The 19330-nt window shown below is 57.3% G+C and carries 18 protein-coding genes and 1 tRNA gene; 8 read left to right on the plus strand and 11 right to left on the minus strand.

Features of this window, described 5'->3' with window-relative positions:
* Nucleotides 1–46: 46 nt before the first annotated feature.
* The 8 genes from pknB to CJ187_RS07880 form a co-directional block, all read right to left on the minus strand.
* Nucleotides 47–1858 carry a Stk1 family PASTA domain-containing Ser/Thr kinase gene (gene pknB, locus CJ187_RS07845; RefSeq protein WP_102217015.1) on the minus strand — a complete coding sequence of 604 codons (1812 nt, stop codon included), beginning with the start codon at nt 1856–1858 and terminating at the stop codon, nt 47–49.
* Entirely contained in the window at nt 1831–3150 is a 1320-nt protein-coding gene (locus tag CJ187_RS07850) for a serine/threonine-protein kinase (RefSeq protein WP_102217016.1), read from the minus strand. Before CJ187_RS07850 ends, pknB begins: the two co-directional genes overlap by 28 nt.
* Complete coding sequence (locus CJ187_RS07855) at nt 3143–4597, minus strand: peptidoglycan D,D-transpeptidase FtsI family protein (protein WP_102217017.1); 1455 nt, start codon at nt 4595–4597, stop codon at nt 3143–3145. The genes CJ187_RS07850 and CJ187_RS07855 overlap by 8 nt, the downstream gene beginning before the upstream one ends.
* Nucleotides 4598–5947: an FtsW/RodA/SpoVE family cell cycle protein gene (locus CJ187_RS07860; RefSeq protein WP_102217018.1), complete on the minus strand. Its 1350-nt coding sequence runs from the start codon at nt 5945–5947 to the stop codon at nt 4598–4600.
* Complete coding sequence (locus CJ187_RS07865) at nt 5948–7201, minus strand: PP2C family protein-serine/threonine phosphatase (RefSeq protein ID WP_102217019.1); 1254 nt, start codon at nt 7199–7201, stop codon at nt 5948–5950.
* The gene (locus CJ187_RS07870) at nt 7201–7677 is read right to left on the minus strand and encodes an FHA domain-containing protein FhaB/FipA (protein WP_102217020.1); all 477 of its coding nucleotides are present in this window, start codon (nt 7675–7677) and stop codon (nt 7201–7203) included. The genes CJ187_RS07865 and CJ187_RS07870 overlap by 1 nt, the downstream gene beginning before the upstream one ends.
* On the minus strand, nt 7678–8379 hold the full coding sequence (locus CJ187_RS07875) for an FhaA domain-containing protein (protein ID WP_102217021.1): 702 nt from the start codon (nt 8377–8379) through the stop codon (nt 7678–7680). It abuts the gene before it with no gap.
* 236 nt (nt 8380–8615) lie between these two features.
* A tRNA-Leu gene (locus CJ187_RS07880) sits at nt 8616–8702 on the minus strand.
* Between the two features lie 187 nt (nt 8703–8889).
* Between CJ187_RS07880 and CJ187_RS07885 the strand changes: the two genes are divergently transcribed.
* The 4 genes from CJ187_RS07885 to CJ187_RS07900 all read left to right on the plus strand — a co-directional run bounded on the left by CJ187_RS07885 (nt 8890) and on the right by CJ187_RS07900 (nt 12952).
* Complete coding sequence (locus tag CJ187_RS07885; RefSeq protein WP_102217082.1) at nt 8890–9159, plus strand: ACT domain-containing protein; 270 nt, start codon at nt 8890–8892, stop codon at nt 9157–9159.
* Between the two features lie 2 nt (nt 9160–9161).
* On the plus strand, nt 9162–10520 hold the full coding sequence (locus tag CJ187_RS07890; RefSeq protein ID WP_102217022.1) for a PFL family protein: 1359 nt from the start codon (nt 9162–9164) through the stop codon (nt 10518–10520).
* A gap of 191 nt (nt 10521–10711) precedes the next feature.
* Entirely contained in the window at nt 10712–11779 is a 1068-nt protein-coding gene (locus CJ187_RS07895; protein WP_102217023.1) for an LLM class flavin-dependent oxidoreductase, read from the plus strand.
* An 81-nt stretch (nt 11780–11860) separates the two neighbouring features.
* Entirely contained in the window at nt 11861–12952 is a 1092-nt protein-coding gene (locus CJ187_RS07900; RefSeq protein ID WP_146003115.1) for an ADP-ribosylglycohydrolase family protein, read from the plus strand.
* Nucleotides 12953–13035: 83 nt separating this feature from the next.
* Here the strand turns inward: CJ187_RS07900 and mtnN are convergent, their stop codons facing one another.
* Nucleotides 13036–13815 carry a 5'-methylthioadenosine/S-adenosylhomocysteine nucleosidase gene (gene mtnN / locus CJ187_RS07905; RefSeq protein WP_102217025.1) on the minus strand — a complete coding sequence of 260 codons (780 nt, stop codon included), beginning with the start codon at nt 13813–13815 and terminating at the stop codon, nt 13036–13038.
* A gap of 287 nt (nt 13816–14102) precedes the next feature.
* On the opposite strand from mtnN, the gene CJ187_RS07910 reads away from it, so the two are divergent.
* From CJ187_RS07910 to nrdE, 4 genes are all read left to right on the plus strand, one after another.
* On the plus strand, nt 14103–15620 hold the full coding sequence (locus CJ187_RS07910) for an L-serine ammonia-lyase (protein WP_102217026.1): 1518 nt from the start codon (nt 14103–14105) through the stop codon (nt 15618–15620).
* A 234-nt stretch (nt 15621–15854) separates the two neighbouring features.
* Complete coding sequence (gene nrdH, locus CJ187_RS07915) at nt 15855–16094, plus strand: glutaredoxin-like protein NrdH (RefSeq protein ID WP_102217027.1); 240 nt, start codon at nt 15855–15857, stop codon at nt 16092–16094.
* 111 nt (nt 16095–16205) lie between these two features.
* Nucleotides 16206–16607 carry a class Ib ribonucleoside-diphosphate reductase assembly flavoprotein NrdI gene (nrdI, locus tag CJ187_RS07920; RefSeq protein ID WP_102217028.1) on the plus strand — a complete coding sequence of 134 codons (402 nt, stop codon included), beginning with the start codon at nt 16206–16208 and terminating at the stop codon, nt 16605–16607.
* Entirely contained in the window at nt 16592–18748 is a 2157-nt protein-coding gene (nrdE, locus tag CJ187_RS07925; RefSeq protein ID WP_102217029.1) for a class 1b ribonucleoside-diphosphate reductase subunit alpha, read from the plus strand. The genes nrdI and nrdE overlap by 16 nt, the downstream gene beginning before the upstream one ends.
* A 69-nt stretch (nt 18749–18817) precedes the next feature.
* Here the strand turns inward: nrdE and CJ187_RS09440 are convergent, their stop codons facing one another.
* Nucleotides 18818–18991 (minus strand): HepT-like ribonuclease domain-containing protein, encoded by a 174-nt coding sequence (locus CJ187_RS09440; RefSeq protein ID WP_350223579.1) that lies wholly within the window; start codon nt 18989–18991, stop codon nt 18818–18820.
* A 22-nt stretch (nt 18992–19013) separates the two neighbouring features.
* Nucleotides 19014–19262 carry a nucleotidyltransferase family protein gene (locus CJ187_RS07930; RefSeq protein WP_158237756.1) on the minus strand — a complete coding sequence of 83 codons (249 nt, stop codon included), beginning with the start codon at nt 19260–19262 and terminating at the stop codon, nt 19014–19016.
* Nucleotides 19263–19330: the final 68 nt, after the last annotated feature.

Genomic DNA, 19330 nt, shown 5'->3' on the forward strand with positions numbered 1-19330 from the left:
TTAACTAGTTCTATCCGTTGTTCGGCTAGTTCTGCTGGTTGTTTAACTAGTTCTGCTGGTTTTCCCCATTATTATTTGGGTCTTCCGACGGTTCCTCTTGCGGTTCCTCTGACGGTTGCTGCGTAACCGTCGGCGTCGGGGTGGGCGCTGCCTTCGCCACCGTAATCGTGATCGTGTCCCCAATCTTCACCGACCCCACCGGTTGCACATCCATCACCGTTCCCGGTTGCGCATCCGACGTTTCCACCTGCGTGGACCGGGTAGACAGACGCAGTTTTTGAAGGATATCCGTCACTTCCTGTTCCGATTTACCCGTGAGGTCATCGGGCACTGTAACGTAACCGCTCGCAATGTTTAGGTTAACCACGTCGCCGCGCTTCACGTCCGTACCCGCTTTCGGGTCGGTAGACACCACGCGGTCCTTATCCACAGATGGGTCGTCAACCGAGTTCACGTTCCCGATCTTCAACCCCAGTTTCTCTAACTGGTCGCGCGCCTCAGACTGCGTGAGCCCACCCAGGTCCGGGACCTTCTCGGACGCCGGGCCAGAAGACAGTCGGACCGTTACAGTGCTGCCTTTCTTCACTTCACTGCCCGGTTTCGGATCGGCAGAAACCACGGAATCTTGCGGAATCGTCTCGTCCGCAACCGGGTCTCCAACCACCATCTTCAAACCCGCGTCCGTCAACTGGGCCCGCGCCTCATCTTGCGTAACCCCCACGATTCCAGTTGGGATTGTGACCATCTCTTCTTTCGGATCCGGCCGGTTTGAAATAAACAACCATGTGGCCACGAGCCCCGCGATCACCAGCGCCGCTAACACCAGTGTTATCCACAAGCCTTTGCGTGACTTGTTTTCTTCTTCCTCCTGAGGTTCTCTGTCCTCTTCACGTTTTTGCACCCGAGTCGGTGCCACAGCAGGCATCTGCGCCGCATTAATCATGCGCGTCTGCGTGGGTTCATTCTGCCAAACCGACGCCATGGGGGCGGTAACCGCACCGCCACGCAGCGCGTGCTGCAAGTCCATGTTCATAACCTGCGCGCTCTCATAGCGCTTAGCTTTATCTTTCGCCAGCGCTTTCAACACCACGCGGTCAATCGCTTCGGGCACATCCGCCGTTATCGACGAAGGAGTGGGAGGTACCTCAGACACGTGCTGGTACGCCACCGCAACCGCGGAATCACCTTTAAACGGCGGCTGACCCGTCAGCAGTTCAAACAGGACACACCCGGTTGAGTACAGGTCGGAGCGCTCGTCCACGGTTTCTCCCCGCGCCTGCTCTGGCGACAAGTACTGGGCGGTACCTACCACCGCGTTGGTTTGCGTCATCGTGGCCTGCGAATCCGTGATCGCCCGGGCAATCCCAAAGTCCATCACCTTGATCTTGCCGGTGTTCGTTAGCATGATGTTCGCGGGTTTAATATCGCGGTGAACCAGACCCATCGAATGCGAGTACTCTAGTGCACTGAGCACCCCCGAAATGATCTCCACGGCCTCATCAATAGGAACAGGCGCCCCACCCGACAGAAGGTCGCGCACAGTGTGGCCCTCAACGTACTCCATAACAATGTAGGGGATGGAAACCTGGCTGCCGTCCGGGGTCGTAATACTCTCTTCCCCCGTGTCATATACCGCCACAATATTAGGATGGTTCAAAGACGCCGCCGCCTGAGCTTCACGCCGGAACCGGGTTTGGAAGATTGAATCGCGCGCCAAGTCGGTGCGCAGCATCTTGATCGCCACGATGCGTGACAGGCGCGTGTCGAACCCAAGGTGCACCTGGGCCATACCACCGCGACCTATCATGGCCCTAATCTCGTAGCGGCCCGCTAGCAGCTGGGGCTGATCGGAACCCATGGGATTACCTCCGTTGTCGTAGCGTTTAATTGAGAGTCTAGTTTTTGGTCAAAGCTGGTGGTCACTAACGCTGCCTGCGTTTGAGGTGGGGAGGCGCTCGCGGTGGCGCTGCGGGTCCAAAATACGATTGCGAAAGTGATGGCAAATAGAACTATTGCTAATCCGACTAGTTCCACAGTGTATGTGGGTGGGCTAGTTGCATGTCGCCATGAGGAATCGTGCAACCCAGGCGTGCTCGGCTGGGGAGTGGCCCTATTGGTGGCACTCGGTTCCGCGGGTGAGCTTGACGTCGTGGAGGCAGGGCTAGTTTTCGAGCGGGACGCAACTAGTTGCGCATTAGCGGAACCATAGTTGGCGGAGTTGACAGCTACTGGTGTGTTTGGGCTTTCTCCCATTTTGTGGTGACCAGAGGCATTAGAGTTGTCTGTTCTAGCAGGTAGTGTCAGCGCAGTGGGAGCCGGGGAAATCCCAAGCTTGCGCGCCACCTGCGTCAACTGTTTCGCAAGAGCTGCGCCATCTTGCGGCCGATCTTGAGGTTTCTTCCGAAGCAGTGACATCACAATCTGCGCGAGCTCGTGCGGCACGTCCTCTGGCAGAGGCGGAACCGGGTCGTTCACGTGCGCAAACGCCACATCCACTTGGGTTTTACCCGAAAATGGGCGCCGACCCGCCAGTGCCTCATAAGCAATAACCCCCAACGCATACAAGTCACCAACGTGATTCGCAACCTCACCCATCGCCTGTTCCGGCGGCAAATACTGAGCGGTACCCATAACCATCCCCGCCTCCGTCATCGTCGCCTGCGTGGACGTGGTAGAAATCCCGAAATCCGTCAATTTCACCTGCCCATCAGGCGTAATCAACAAGTTCGAAGGCTTAATGTCGCGATGCACAATATCTTTATCTTTCGCAGCCTGCAGCGCGTACGCCGTCTGAATCAACACGGGCAGCAGCTGCGCGGGCGCAATCCGATTCCCACCCTTCAAGTAGTCATTAAACGGCCGACCCGTCACCAGCTCCATGATGATCCACCCGATACCGTCGTCCTCACCGTGATCAAGCACCGCGGCGATATTGGGGTGGGTTACCTCCATGGCATTACGCGCCTCAACCCGCAGGCGCGCGAGGAACGTTTGGTTCCCCATCAGGTCGGCTTTCAACACTTTCGCAGCCAGCATCCGGCCCGTAACCTGGTCGCGCGTGGACCACACTTCACCCATGCCACCCACCGCGATCTGGCGGATCAGCATGTAGCGGCCCCCCAGGGTCATACCTGCGTAAATACTAGCCATTGAGCCCCGCTTCCAACATCGCTCGGGCAATTGGCCCGGCATCCGAACCACCACCGGGGTGCGGGCTCGTTTCGTCACCTTCCACAGCCACGGCCACCACCATCGGGTTATCCGACCCCGTGTTGTACGCAACCACCCAGGCGGTAGTGCGATCGCTTCCCGTTTCTGCCGTACCGGTTTTCGCCGCTATTTTCGCAGCATCCGTGCGCATAGATTGCCCCGTGCCGTATGGTTTAGACACCACATCCAACATCATTGCCTGCAGTTTCTTAGCTGTATCCGCACTGATTGGTTGGCCCAGTTCCTCCGGATCTGTGGTTTTCAGTTTTTCTAAATCCGAACTGAGTACTTGGTCAATTAAATACGGTTTCATGAGGGTACCTTGGTTAGCTACTGCCGCGCCCACCATCGCCATCTGCATGGGGGTAACCTGCACATCCGACTGGCCAATACCCGCCAGGGGGACTTGTGCCTCATCCAAATTATCTGGAAAAACAGACTCGGTGACAGGCATGGGAATCTGCAGTGATTCGTCAAACCCGAACGCGCGCGCCTGCTTGCGCAACGCCTCCGCGCCAACCGTGACGGCGGACTGGCCAAACGACGTGTTACACGAACGTGCGAACGCTTCCGCCATGGTTGGATGCCCATCGCCGCACTGCATTCCGGTAATATTAGGCAGCTTCGTGTTCGTTCCCGGCAGGGTGATCGCAGCCCCACCTTCAACCGTGGAATCGGGGTTAAACTTACCGCTTTCCAACATGGCGGCCGCAGTGATGATCTTAAATGCCGAACCGGGCGGGTAGCGGTTACCTGCAATCGCGCGGTTCACCAGCGGTTTATTCGGATCTTTACTCAGTTCTTCACTGCGTTTTAAGACCTTATTGTTGTCAGAGCTAGACAGTTCCGTTGGATCGTATGAAGGTGAAGAATAAAGCGTGAGGATCTTGCCCGTCTTCGCTTCCAACGCCACCGCGGCGCCCTTGCGACCCCCCAAACCTTTCGCAGCAGCCTGCTGCATACGCGGGTTGAGAGTTAGGGAAACACCGCCGCCCTGCCGGTCCGCACCGGTAAGGAGGTTCTGCACGCGCTGCGTCCACAGGGAAGGGGCGTTGCCCTCCAAAATCGTGTCCGCATACTGCTCTAACCCAGTTGCTGAACCCAAGTTAACGGAAAACCACCCGGTCACGGGCGCGTAGAGGGCCTTACCGGGGTACGTGCGTTCAAAACGTTTAGTCTTGGGAATCGGAGTGGATTCCGCGACCGCCCGCCCGGCCACGACAATTGGACCGCGGTCACGTTCAGAAGCATGCAAAAAAGTGCGGGAGTTACGCGAATCCGCGTTCAACCGGGGCGCGGCGATGAACTGAATATAAGTGGCAGCTAAAGCCAGCGCGGCGAGCATGGCGACAACCAGGATGTAAAGGCGGCGGATCTGAGCGTTCACTCACTTCACCTCCTGCGTGTGCGTGGGCCGGCGGGACGCGTCAGAAATGCGCAGCAGCAAGGCAATCAGAATCCACGACGCGATCATCGACGAGCCCCCTTGTGCTAGGAACGGTGCCGTCAGACCCGTCAGGGGGATTATGCGCGTGATTCCACCTAGAACAACGAACAGTTGCAAGGCTAGGGAAAATGAGATGCCGGAAGCTAAGAGTTTACCGAAGCCATCCCGCACCCCGATTGCGGCGCGAAGCCCACGTTGGATTAACACCAGGTACATGAGGAGGATGGCAAGCAGCCCGGTGAGCCCCAGTTCCTCAGCGAGGGAAGACAGGATGAAGTCAGACTGGGCGAAGGGAACTAACTGCGGGTAGCCGCGCCCCCACCCGGTTCCAAGCAACCCCCCGGACGCCATACCGAACTGACCTTGCACCACCTGGCCGGAACCGCCGATCGCGTTGTATACCTGCGGGTCGAACGCGTGCAACCAAATGTTTATCCGCTGCCGAACGTGCGAGAACGTGTGCATCGCTGCCCATGCGGCGGGAATGAAAGAGATCGCGCCGATCACGAGCCACGACACCCGGTTGGTGGCCACGTACAGCATGGCTACGAACAGGCCGAAGAACAGCAGGGAAGTCCCCAGGTCGCGTTGGAACACGAGGATCGCTAACGACGTTAGCCACACCACGATAATGGGGCCGAGATCGCGCCCGCGCGGCAGACGTAAACCCAGTATTTTGGGCCCCCCGATTGAGAGTTTGTCGCGGTTATCCACCAGATAGCCAGCGAAAAACACGGCGAGGGTGATTTTCACGAACTCCGCGGGTTGGATGGAAGCGAACCCGAGATTCAACCAGATCCGCGACCCGAAGTGTTCCACTCCGAGACCCGGCACCAGGGGCGACAGGAGCAGCACCAAAGAGATGATCATCGCGGTGAACGTGTAGCGGCGCAGCAGCCGATGGTCTTTAACAAAAATGAGTACTAGGGCGGCGGCGAGCAGGCCGGCGGCCGTCATGAGGAGCTGTTTGATTCCCGTTTGCGGTTGGTCGAGCAGCTTATACGACATGTCGAGCCGGAAAATCATGGCCATCCCCACGCCTGATAGGGCCACCGCCATGGGGAGGATAACGGGGTCGGAGTAGGGCGCAAACTTGCGTACCCCCAGGTCTGCGACAATCGCGATAATTACCAGTAGGCCCGCGTGCAATCCCACGTTCGTCGGTAAAGTGTCGGTGCGGTTAATGTAGGTCAGCACGTACCCGCCTAAACCAGCTGCTATCGCGCCGATTAACAAGAGTAGTTCAACGAACGGGCGTCGCCGCGCCGGCGTGATTGTCGCGGTTGCCATTTAGTGATCACCGTCCGCGGGTGCGTTGGCGGATGGGTCTTTCTTTTCGGCGGATGAGGCTTTCTTTTCGTTGTTCAAAGAGTTTATGTACGCGTCGATTTGTTCGCGTGAGGAGCGGCGCACCGGGTCTTGAAGCCTTGATTGTTCCACTGGTTTCAGGTCTTCAACTTTGATTGGGGTGACTTCTACGGGGTGGAATAGTTTCCACGGGCCGAGCGACTGGGGGATACCGCGGTAGATCACTACGGAACCGTTGTTAGCCTTGGCGAAGAACTGGTTTTGGCTCCACACGTATCCGGCCCACCCACCGAGCGCGAGAAGGGCAACTAGCAGCAGAGTGAAAAATGGGGTGATCCACCGTTTCCGTTTTGGTACGGTATCTTCCCCTTCGTCTTCCTCATCTTCCTCTGGGGCTTGAGGGTTTAGGGTGGCGGCGCGGGCGGCTGCGGAGGAGCCTCCGCGGGTGGGTGCGGCCCGGTCCACTGCGATTGAACCTACAATTTGTGGTGCCTGCACGGGTTCTTGGCCGGCGGGCACGATGTCCGCGATAACGCACGTGATGTTGTCTGGGCCACCGGCGCGCAGCGCAAGGCGGATGAGTTTTTCACAGCACTGACCGGGGTCGTCTACTTGCGCGAGGGTTTGCGCAATGGTTTCGGCGGACACCACGCCAGAGAGGCCGTCAGAACACAGGAGCCACCGGTCGCCCTCCACGGCTTCGCGCACGGATTCGTCTGCTGCCACATCTCCGTCGGTGTCCCCCAGGATTCGCAGCACTACGGAACGTTGTGGGTGGTTTTGTGCCTCCTGAGGGGTGATTTGCCCAGTTTGAATCAGGTACTGCACAAACGAGTGGTCGGTAGTCACCTGCGTCAACTGGTCGTCGCGCAGCACGTACGCGCGCGAGTCCCCCACGTGCACCATCGCCATCTTGTTTCCCGATCGCAGCAGAGCGATACACGTGGTCCCTAATCCCTTGAGGTCCGAATCGTTCGAAGATCGTTCAATCAAGTCCTCGTGGGCATCGCGCAGGGCGGAGCGTAAGAGGTGCAGCATGTCTTCTGCACGGTGATCGTCGGAATCCAGTGGCGCTAGGTGCGCGATCGCTACGGCGGAGGCGATGTCCCCACCGGCTGGGCCACCCATCCCGTCAGCTAAAACTAGTAGGTGCGGGCCAGCGTAACCGGAGTCTTGATTGTTCTTGCGAACTAAACCAACGTCAGAACGGGCAGCGAAACGGAAATCAACGGGCATTAGTGCACCAACTCCAAGGTGGTTTGACCGATGCGGACATTGTCACCCAAGTTCAGGGCCCGGGGGCGGGCGAGTCGTTCATCATCCACAAATGTTCCGTTGGTGGAACCGAGGTCCTCGATCCACCATTGTCCCTGTTGTGAATGTAACCTGGCGTGTCTTGAAGACGCGTAATCGTCGTCGATAACGAGGGTGGAAGTGGGGGAGCGGCCGATAATAATATCCGCACTCCCCAGCCTCATGGTGGTGCCAGCCAGTGGCCCACCTGTGATGAGTAGTGACGTGGGTTGGGTGGGTTTCGAACGGGCTTCTTCGCGCCGCCGCTTCTGGCCTTTAACCGACCGGCCTTTACCGCGCGGCGTAATGACGGTACCGAAAATGTCGCGTCGCAACACGGATACGGACCCTAAAACCAGTACCCACAGCAACAGCAGGTATGCGAGGCGGAAAACGTTGAATGCCAGGTCGCTAGCCATTTACTGATCCTCCGCTGCGGAAGTCCAAAAGAGTATGCGGGTGCGGCCAATCACAATCTGGTTTCCGTCCACGAGGGTGGCGGCATCCACTTTGTGACCCTCCACGTACAAGCCGTTTGTGGAACCTAAATCAGTGGCGATCACCCCGCCGGGAGTTTGCCGCAGTTCTAAGTGTTCGCGTGAGACCCCGGAGTCATTCACCGTGATGTCCGCGCTGCGGCCCCGGCCGATAATGGTCACGGGTTCAGTTAAAATCCACCGTTCCCCCTCAATGTCAATAATTGGATTCTGGGTCGAAGCGGACTGGCCGGTTGCGGGCGCTACCGCCCCCCGACGGGTGGACGCGTCAATCTGTAACTGGCCGGTGAGCTCTTCGGAACCGGGTTCGAACGATACTTTAATGGGGCCGACCAGAGCGTAATCGTTATCTTGCGCGTACTGCATGGCGCCGTCTTGAATCTCTTGGGCGAGCACGTCCAGGCCCATGTCTTCGAGGTTCCGCATGTCTGAAGGGGAAATCTTAACCCGGTACTCGTTGGGCACCACCTGGTGATCTTGGGAGTACTCTTGAACGTGGCTTTCCATGGACTTGCGGACAGCAGAGGTAATGTCAACGGGTTTTAAGGCAGAGCGGAAAACACGGGAGAAAATACCATTAACACCCTTCTCAACCGTGGATTCGAACCGGTCTAGCAGTCCCATTCACACCCCTTAATAATCGTATTCATTGTACGCAGCAGACCTGCGATTACATACACCTTACTTTACTACCGCGTAGGTGCCTAGAATAGTTGTGTGCCTTCGAGGGAAAATAATGTGAATGAATGCTTTTAGACCGTCTTAAATCACGGACATTTAGAGCAAACTAGTTATCTGCGGGTTTCTAAACTAACTGAGTTATCCGCCGAAAACGGAAACGGATTTCGAAACACAAGTACTGGTGCTCGAGGGGGGACTCGAACCCCCATGCCTGTAAGGGCACACGGACCTGAACCGTGCGCGTCTACCAATTCCGCCACCCGAGCTTTAAGGCTTTGCAAGCCTATCGAAACGCAGGGGGCAAACGCAAATCACCCCGAGCGTGGTGTTCCCCACGCTCACGGTCACAGGCACCTTCGTGGTTACTGGCGGCTTAGTTGTACCAACTGCCCTCATGAAAACGGTCCGAATGTGGTTACTGACGATTTTGCAGTTTCTGGCAGTATTGGATGTATGAAAGCGATTATGACGGTTACGGGCGTGGACCACACGGGGATTGTGGCGGCTGTCGCCAGCGCGGTTGCTAAGCGGCAGGCGAATATTCTGAACGTTTCGCAAACTTTGATGGATGGTTACTTTACGATGATCATGCATTTGGAGTTCGATAATAATGAGGTTCCAATCACTCAGCTGCAAGCGGATATGAATGAGGTGGCGCAGCAGCAGAAACTGCAGATCCGCCTGCAGGCCGCGCAGTTGTTCGACGAAATGCACCGGTTGTAAATATGGATACGGCACAGAATATCCTCGAAACTATCCAGATGATCGAGGAAGACAAACTGGATATCCGCACTGTCACGATGGGCATTAACCTGCTGGATTGTGCGGATGCGGACCCGCAGCGGGCGCGGGAGCGGATTTATGGACGGATCACTACGCAGGCGAAAGACCTGGTGAGTGTCGCTCGGGAGGTGGAAGCGGAGATCGGGGTGCCGATTATTAACAAACGCATCTCGGTTACCCCAATTGCGCTGGTAGCGGCCGCGAGCGGGGTGGATGATTACGTTCCGTTTGCGCAGACGCTTGATGCTGTGGCACGGGAAGTGGGAGTGGATTTCATCGGTGGGTTTTCGGCACTGGTTGAAAAGGGCGCTTCCCATTCCGATGAGGTACTGATGGACTCTTTGCCAGATGCGTTGGCGCAAACGCAGGTGGTGTGCGGGTCGGTGAATGTGGGGTCTTCGCGTGCGGGGATCAACATGTCGGCGGTGGCTCGCATGGGTGAGGTGATGAAGCAGGCGGCGGTTAAGACGGCGGACCAGTCGGGTTTAGGCGCGGCAAAACTGGTGGTGTTCGCGAACGCGGTGGGGGATAACCCATTTATGGCAGGTGCGTTCCACGGGGTGGAGGAGCCTGATGCCGTGATTTCCGTTGGGGTTTCTGGCCCCGGGGTGGTGAAGCGTGCCCTCGAAAAAGTGCGTGGTGAGTCCTTTGACGTGGTGGCCGCGGAAGTTAAGAAGGCGGCGTTTAAGATCACGCGCGTGGGCCAGCTGGTGGGCCGCATGGTTGCGCAGCGCTTGGGGGTGCGGTTTGGGATTGTGGACTTATCGCTTGCCCCCACCGCGGAAGTGGGGGATTCAGTTGCCCGAATCCTTGAGGAAATTGGGGTGCAGCGAGTGGGGGCACCCGGCACTACCGCCGCGTTGGCACTGTTGAACGACGCGGTTAAGAAGGGTGGTTTGATGGCGTGCTCTCACGTGGGTGGTTTGTCGGGCTCGTTCATTCCCGTGTCGGAAGATATTGGGATGATTGAGGCGGTCCAGGCGGGGGCTATTACTTTAGATAAGTTGGAGGCGATGACGTCGATCTGCTCGGTTGGGTTCGACATGATCGCACTGCCGGGTGACACTTCGGGGCAGACCCTCGCGGGCATGATTGCGGATGAGGCCGCGATTGGAATTATGAACCACAAGACGACGGCGGCGCGGCTGATTGCGGTGCCGGGTGCGCAGGTGGGGGACGTTGTGGAGTTCGGTGGCTTGCTGGGCCGCGCGCCGGTTATCTCGGTGTCCAAGTTTTCTTCGCAAACCCTGGTGGAAAGAGGTGGGCGGCTTCCCGCGCCCGTGCACGGTTTCCGTAACTAACCACGGTTTGGGCAACTAACCACGGTTTCCGCAACTAACCATTGGTTTGCGCAATCGGCTGCGGGTAGTTGCAGTTAATTGTCGATGGTTGCTGCTGCGCGCTTGCGGGTGTAACCCCGGGTAGTTGTAGTGGGGCCGCGATAGCCCCGCGGGTTTGCTTTCGGTTAGAATTGCCGGTGAGGTGATGGTAAATGTCAACGCGGATCCCCATTTCAATACTTGATTTGTCACCAACGTCGCAGGGGCGTACCCGCAAGAACGCGCTGGATGATTCGTTGGAGCTGGTGCAGCTGGCGGAGCAGTGTGGGTACCGGCGTTACTGGATGGCGGAGCATCACGGTTCGCGCACGTTCATGTCGTCTGCGACGTCGTTGTTGTTGACGCGCGCGGCGGAGCACACGTCCACGATCCGGGTGGGTGCCGGGGGCGTGATGTTGCCGAATCACACGCCGCTCATGGTGGCGGAGTACTACGGGACGCTTGCCACTATTTATGGTGATCGGATTGATTTGGGTTTGGGGCGCGCGCCAGGGACGGATCCGGTGACGGCGCGGGCGCTTCACCGGTCGTCTGCGGATTTGAATGATTTTGCAGATTCGGTTGCGCAGTTGCGTGCGTATTTGGGTCCGGTTCCTGATGATTCCGATGAGGGGTTGTCTGGCGCGGAGGCCGCGGTGCTGGGGGTGCAGGCTAATCCGCGGGTGGTGCACCGGAAGGTGCGGGCGATTCCCGGTGAGGGCACGCAGGTGCCGCTGTGGATGTTGGGTTCGTCTTTGGGTGGGGCGCAGGTCGCGGCGGCGCTTGGTTTGCCGTATTCGTTTGCGTCGCATTTTGCGCCGAAGTTGTTGAAGCCGGCGGCGCAGACGTACCGGGCGTATTTTGACGCGCAGGCTGCGGGCACGCCCGGTGCTGCTCCGTATTTGATGCCGGCGGTTAACGTGGTGGTGGCGCCTACGAAGCAGGAAGCGGACTATTTGATGACCACGCAGCTGCAGGCGCAGTCTGGGTTGATTCACGGGCGGTTAGATAAGTTGGCGCCCCCGCGTGAGGACTGGGTGGTGCAGGACCGTCCGGTTCCAAAGGATGCGCCCGGCGGGGTGGATCCGACGTATATTACGGGTGCGCCCGAGCAGGTGGTGGATCAGTTGGAGGCGTTCGCGGCCGATGTGGAAGCGGATGAGTTGATGGTGGTGACGAACGTGTGGGATCCGACTTTGCGGCGGCGTTCCTACGAGGTACTTGCCCAAGCTTGGGTTTAACCCCACTGGTTCTGCCTGCGGTTTTGTGCCGTTAATCCACCTGGGGTTTTATCCCGTTAGTTTACTTGGAGTTTTCGCATCGTGAGTTTGCCTGGGGTTTTGGTGCCGCGGGGTAGTTCTGACCGGCTCATGAGGGCGGTGGGTGCCGCGGTGGGTGCGGCGTGCGGTTCCGCGTTGGCAAGTCCGTGGTCGCTGCGCCAGCCACCGCGTGATGACGAGCCCGTTCGCATGCGTTCGGGCCGCTGGGGTGAACCGGTTGAACTAGCGGTTTTAGTGCTGGAGGTTGCGCAAGACGAGGCGGGTTTTTCCGCTCCGTATACACCAGCTGCGCAAGCCACCCCCGCGGGCCTTTCCACTCCCGCGGGGCTGCACAAGTTGTCCACCCGTATGCTCGCTTGGTTTAAGGCAGGCGAACGAGACTTACCCTCGGGGGTGCAAACCCTCTTGTCGGCCGCAGTGGACGCGGGGGAACTAACAGCCGAGACCGGTGGGGTAGGCGAAACCGGGGGAATAACCTTAGAAACCGGGGGGTTGACGCAGCTGGCGAACAAGCGGTTCGAAGGGCAGCGGGTGCGGGAGCGGTTTGCTGACAACCTGATTTTGCATTCGGGTTTGTCCGCGTTGGCAGCCACGAACGTGGGGCAGGCTGCGGTCGCGGCGGAGTCGGTGGCTCGTCTTACTTCTGCGCATCCACACACGGTGGCGGCAGCGGGGTATTTGAGTGCCCTTATTTTTGAGGCAATCCACTCGGTGAAAGACCAGCCGGTGGCTCGGATCCGCCCGCATCTGGCGAGTTCACTGGTGTCGGAACTGGAGCGGCCCTTGATTCAAGAGGCGATTGGTGGGGGAGTGCGGGGAGCCGGGTTGTCTGCGTTGGATGCGCTTGCGGGGATGCATGCGGCGCTCGCGGTTGCAGTCGAAGAATCTGAACGCAACCCACGGCTCAACCCCGTGCAAGTGGGGGTTGAAGCGGCGGTGCGTGCCGGTGGGGATAGTGCCACTGTGGCGGCATTAACCGGCGCGGTGCTTGGGGCCGCGTGGGGACTTGCTGCGATTCCCGCCGAGTGGCTAGAACGCATTCACGGCTGGCCTGGGTTCAACTGGACGGGCTTGCGCGACCTCGCTGCCGGCGCGTTCCAAACCCGCTTTGAAACCCCATCTTTGGGTCAGTAACCGCGCATGCAAGGCCTCACAATAACCGGGCTCGCAAGACCTCATAAATGAACCACTAAACCTACTCGTTGCAGCAGGCTTGGTTACGGAAGAGCCCGCAGGAGGGCTTGAACCGCGTTCGCGGACACTTGGGCGGCTTCGGACCCGTCAACGTGGAAGTCTTCCCCAGCTTGTGGGCCGCACAGGTCCGATACGCCGCGTATGGATAAGAATTCCACACCTGTTTTTGCGCACACTTGGGCGGCGGCGGTGCTTTCCATGTCCGCACCGATGGCGCGGGGGAAGGTGGTGCGCATATTCTCCACGGTTTCTGTGGTTATAAACGCGTCAGAAGATGCCACTTGCCCAAACGTTAACCCGGGTACCTCCAAACTATGCGCCGCTGCCAACAGGGTTTCACCCGCCGGATACGTGGCGGGCATGCCGGGTACTTGCCCGGGTTCGTAGTCGAACATGGTTGCGTCTGCCCGCGAATACGTGTAGTCCGTACCCGCGCAGACGTCCCGCACCCGCGTGCTTGCCGCCAACCCGCCGGTAGTGCCCGCACACAGGTAAAACTGCGGGCGGTAACGCGTGCACATAATCGTGGCGGCATACGCGGCGTTAACCAACCCGATGCCCGTCGTCACCACCACAACCCGCTTGCCGGCGATGGTGCCGACCGCCATGTCTAACCCAGCCTCCCTAGTTTGCTTAAACCCCTCCTGGGCAGCAAGGACCTCCAGAAAAGGAGCAGCTTCCATAGGCATGGCAGTAGCAATCACTATCTGCGGGCGGGCCGCATCAGAACCAGCGGTTTTAAACGTAGCTTCAAAATCGTTGTTAAAAGTGGAGTCAGGATTCAGATTCGGGCTAGTCGTCATGCTCACATTGTTCCACAGTATTTGCTTGAGGTTACAGCCCCTCTTTTGCTCACTGCAACTGCTGGTGTGGGACACGCGTTGCCGACTGGGGACACCTGTTGGCGGCAGGGGCGGCGGGTGCTGTGGGAGACACCGGTTGGCCAGCGGGGCGGCGGGGTAAGATCCGGCTGGTGCTGCGCGGGTAAGATCCGGCGGGTAAATCAGCGGCTAAACGCGTATCGTTTGGCATATAACTGTACGTGCGTGAGTGCTGAGCTGCTTCGCAAGAGGAACCTGAAGGGGAAAGTATGGTTTCAATCCAGAAAACACACGGGGCATCCCCAGCCGCGATGATGGCTGGTGAGATGGAGGCGAAAACGACGCCCAGACCCCTTTCGGTGTTCGACATGTTCACCATCGGAATCGGCCCTTCGTCTTCACACACCGTGGGGCCCATGTTGGCGGCAGCCGCGTTTGCACGGAACCTCCAGAAAAAACGCATCCACCCTACCCGCCTGAGGGTCGACCTGTTTGGGTCGCTGGGTGCTACGGGTCGTGGTCACTCCACAGACCGCGCGGTAATGATGGGGTTGGAAGGTTATGAACCCGCCACAGTGCCAGCCGAAGTGGTGGCTGGGATTGATGAGCGGGTGGCGAAGCAAGAACGCTTGCGTGTTAACGGACAGGACGTGCCGTTCACCAGGGAAAGCATTGTGTTCCGCCCCCTTACGACACTGCCGTACCACGCGAATGCCCTCACCCTCACGGCGGAGTATGAAGGCGGTAGCGTAGTTAAAACCTACTATTCAATCGGCGGTGGGTTCGTGATGGTTGACGAATCAGACGACCCAACCCACCCGGATGTGGCCGCGCTGGTAACTGACGACGCGAAACTAACCCACGAAATTGCCGCGCCCTACCCGTTCGCAACCGCGCGTGAACTACTGGACCGGTGCGAACAAGCGGGCCTGTCGATCGCGCAGCTGGTGCGGGCAAACGAAGAGGTAGCGCACTCCCACGCGGAACTGGACAACTACCTGGACGCGGTTGAGGCGGCAATGGCGCAGTGCATAGAAGCGGGCTGCACCACCCAGGGGGTGCTGCCGGGTGGGTTGAACGTGGCTCGCCGAGCTTCGAAACTGTTTGCGAACCTGCAAGACCGCACCAGTGACCAGCCCGCTGCCTGCGACGCACGCGCGTGGGTGGGGACGAACGCGGATCCGCTGCGGGCAATGGATTGGGTGAACCTGTATGCGCTCGCGGTGAATGAAGAGAACGCGGCCGGTCACCGAGTGGTTACCGCGCCAACGAATGGGGCGGCTGGGGTGATTCCCGCGGTTTTGGGGTATTTGCTGCATTTTTGCCCTGAGGGACAGGCCGACCCGGTGCGGGGTAGGCGTGACTTCTTGTTGGCAGCCACCGCGATCGGCGGGTTGATTAAGACGAATGCGTCGATCGCGGGCGCGGAAGTGGGGTGTCAAGGCGAGGTTGGTTCGGCTTCCGCGATGGCCGCTGCTGGGCTTGCGCAGGCACTGGGTGGTACCCCGATGCAGGTGGAGAACGCGGCGGAGATCGCGATGGAGCATTCGCTGGGCATGACGTGCGACCCGGTTGGGGGCCTAGTGCAGATCCCATGTATTGAACGCAACGCTATAGCGGCGGTGAAAGCGATTAACGCGGCCCGCATGGCTCTGTGGGGGGACGGTCGGCACACGGTGCCACTGGATGCGGCGATTGAAACGATGTGGCAAACCGGGCAGGACATGCATTCGCGGTACAAAGAAACCTCGGTCGGGGGGCTAGCGGTAAACGTGGTGGAATGCTAGTGCAGGCAGTGGGTGTCCACGGTTTTCCCTCAGGCTAATAGCGCGCGAAGGCGTGTGAAAGCGCGTTAAAATGCGCAAAACTACGTGTGGGCGGAAAACTGTGAGAAACACGCTATTTAGTGGGTAGTGCGAAACTCAACCACTAAGTGTAGTGTTTACACCGTAGGATTTTTCACCAAGCGAGATTCAAGAACGCATTCCAAAAAGGGATGCGGACCAACCGGAAGGGCCAGAATGATCACGGTTTACAGTAAACCCATGTGCGTACAGTGCGATGCTACGAAGCGGGCGTTGAACCGCCAAAAACTGGAGTACAAAACAGTTGACATCACTGTTGACCAGCAGGCGTACGAGTACGTGACTTCCCTGGGGTTTGCGCAGGCACCCGTGGTGGTGGCTGGCGACCAGCAGTGGGCGGGATACCGGCCGGACCTCATTAAGAAAATGGCGAAAGAACTCGCGGTAGCGAACTAAACCCACTAAGCGCACTAGCCACGGCAGCCAGGTAAGGCGGGCCACGCGAATAGTGCAGCCGCGCAGAATACACAGAAGTCATTTAGTTTTATAGGTGAGGTCAACCCGAAAGTGGTGCATGTCGTTTATTTTTCTTCGGTAACGGAAAACACGAAACGTTTTGTGGATAAGCTCGGTTTTGAAGCGAAACGAATTCCGCTGCGTCCCCGCGACCCGTTCTTGTACGTGGATGAACCGTACGTGCTGGTCGTACCTACCTATGGGGGTGGCAACGTGGGGGGCGCTGTGCCGAAGCAGGTGATTAAGTTCTTGAATGTGAAAGAGAACCGAGATTTGTGCCGCGGCGTGATCACAGGTGGGAATTCAAATTTTGGTAAAGCGTATTGTCTGGCGGGGGACATTATTGCTAAGAAGTTGAACGTCCCGCACATGTATCGGTTTGAACTACTGGGCACACCACGGGACGTGGATGTGGTCCGCAAAGGATTGGAAGAGTTTTGGCAAACAATTTAACGGATACGGGTCTAGAGACGTCACTGCCGCCGGAGTTGGATTACCATTCGCTGAACGCTCAGCTGAACCTGTATGACAAGGATGGGAACATTCAGTTCGACGCGGACCGCAAGGCGGCACGTCAGTACTTTTTGCAGCACGTTAACCAGAACACCGTGTTTTTCCACAATTTGAAGGAAAAGCTAGATTATTTGGTGGAAGAAGGCTACTACGAACCTGAGGTTTTGGAGCAGTACTCATTCGACTTCGTGAAGTCCCTCTACAAGCGGGCGTATGGGAAGAAGTTCCGGTTCCCCACGTTCTTGGGGGCTTACAAGTATTACACTTCGTACACGTTGAAGACGTTTGATGGCAAGCGTTACCTGGAGCGTTACGAGGACAGGGTGACGATTGTGGCCCTGTATTTAGCGCGGGGTGATGAGGCCTTGGCGCAGCGTTTGGTGGATGAGATTATCGATGGGCGGTTCCAACCTGCGACACCTACTTTTTTGAATGCGGGTAAGAAGGCGCGTGGCGAGTTGGTGTCGTGTTTCTTGCTGCGGATTGAAGACAATATGGAGTCGATTGCCCGGGCAATTAACTCGGCTTTGCAGTTGTCTAAACGCGGCGGTGGAGTGGCATTGAACCTGTCTAACTTGCGTGAGTCGGGTGCGCCGATTAAGAAGATTGAGAACCAGTCTTCCGGGGTTATTCCGGTGATGAAGCTGCTGGAGGATTCGTTCAGTTACGCGAACCAGTTGGGTGCCCGCCAGGGTGCGGGTGCGGTGTATTTGAATGCGCACCACCCGGACATCATGGGTTTTTTGGATACTAAGCGGGAGAATGCGGACGAGAAGATTCGGATTAAATCGCTGTCTCTTGGCGTGGTGATTCCGGATATTACGTTTGAGTTGGCGCGTAATAAGGAACCGATGTACCTGTTCAGCCCCTATGATGTGGAGCGGGTGTACGGGGTGCCGTTCACGGAGATTTCGGTTACGGAGAAGTACCGGGAGATGGTGGATGATAAGCGGATTCATAAGAAGAAGGTGGATGCGCGGAAGTTCTTCCAGACGATCGCGGAGATCCAGTTTGAGTCTGGTTACCCGTACATTGTGTTTGAGGATACGGTGAATCGGGCGAATCCGATTAAGGGTCGGATCACGATGTCTAACTTGTGTTCTGAGATTTTGCAGGTGTCGGAGGCTTCGGAGTTTAATGAGGATCTGACTTACTCGCATGTGGGTAAGGACATTTCGTGTAACTTGGGGTCGCTCAATATTGCGAAGACTATGGATTCACCGGATTTCGCGGGTACGGTTGAGACGGCAATCCGGGGTTTAACATCTGTTTCTGATTTGTCGAATATCGCGTCGGTTCCGTCGATTGAGCGGGGGAACGCGATGTCGCACGCGATCGGGTTGGGGCAGATGAACCTGCATGGTTACTTGGCGCGTGAAGGCGTGTTTTACGGTAGTGAAGAGGCATTGGACTTCACGAACATGTATTTTTACGCGGTGGCTTACCAGGCGTTGCGGGCGTCGAATAAGATTGCGCGTGAGCGTGGGGAGTCGTTTGTTGGGTTTGAGGATTCAAAGTACTATTCCGGTGAGTATTTCGAGAAGTACATTGAGGGGGTGTGGGAGCCGCAGACGGATAAGGTCCGGGAGCTTTTGGATGCGTCCACGATTTACATTCCAACGCAGGAGGATTGGCGTCAGTTAGCAGCTGATATTCGTGAGGGCGGGATGTATCACCAGAATCTGCAGGCGGTGCCCCCAACTGGGTCGATTAGTTACATTAATAATTCGACGTCTTCGATTCATCCGATTGTGTCGAAGATTGAGATCCGTAAGGAAGGTAAGATCGGGCGCGTTTACTACCCGGCGCCGTACATGACTAACGACAATTTGGAGTACTACCAGGATGCGTACGAGATTGGTCCGAAGAAGATCATTGACACGTACGCGGTGGCGACGCAGCATGTTGATCAGGGCTTGTCACTAACCTTGTTCTACCCGGACACGGTTTCCACTCGGGATTTGAACCGGAACTACATTTACGCGTGGCGCAAGGGAATTAAGACCATGTATTACATGCGTATCCGCCAGTTAGCGTTGCAGGGCACGCAGGTGGATGATTGCGTGTCGTGCATGCTGTAGTTTTTTCTTCTTGAGGTGCTGGGAACCTCTAGGTTCTCGGGGCCGCGCTGGTGTGGCGCGGCCCCGAGGTTAGTCTTGCGGACTTTCATCAAGTCTGGTTTTCGCTTTCTTCAATGACTGCTCCAGAATTGGAAGATCATTACTTACGGTAGCCTTAACTATTGTGTGGTCAACACCGGTATAAGCGTGAACAATTCGATTTCGCATTCCCCGTATCGCTGCCCAATTGTCTTGCTTCCTCAATTAAGATCAAGATTGTTTTTCTTCATATTGCAATAGATTCTTGTTCAATTTGTTTCGAAACATCAGGGAGCAAAGATTGTCTATAGACCAGGTCGACGGGTACGCCAACAAGGTTGGATAATTTTTCTTGTACGACGGCTAGGGAAAAAAACCCTAAAGGCTTATCTGTTGACACTACAATATCCAGATCAGATTGGTCTGAATCTTCTTGTCGAGCGGAAGACCCAAACACTGCTGGATCGTACATGCCATTATCTTTAAGCACAGTCATAAACTTCTCCCGTACGAGTTGAAGGCGTAGGAGATTCTCGCCGCACTTATGGTCTGTCATATAACCAG

It is taken from the genome of Gleimia hominis (assembly GCF_002871945.2).
GTDB classification, from domain to species: domain Bacteria; phylum Actinomycetota; class Actinomycetes; order Actinomycetales; family Actinomycetaceae; genus Gleimia; species Gleimia hominis_A.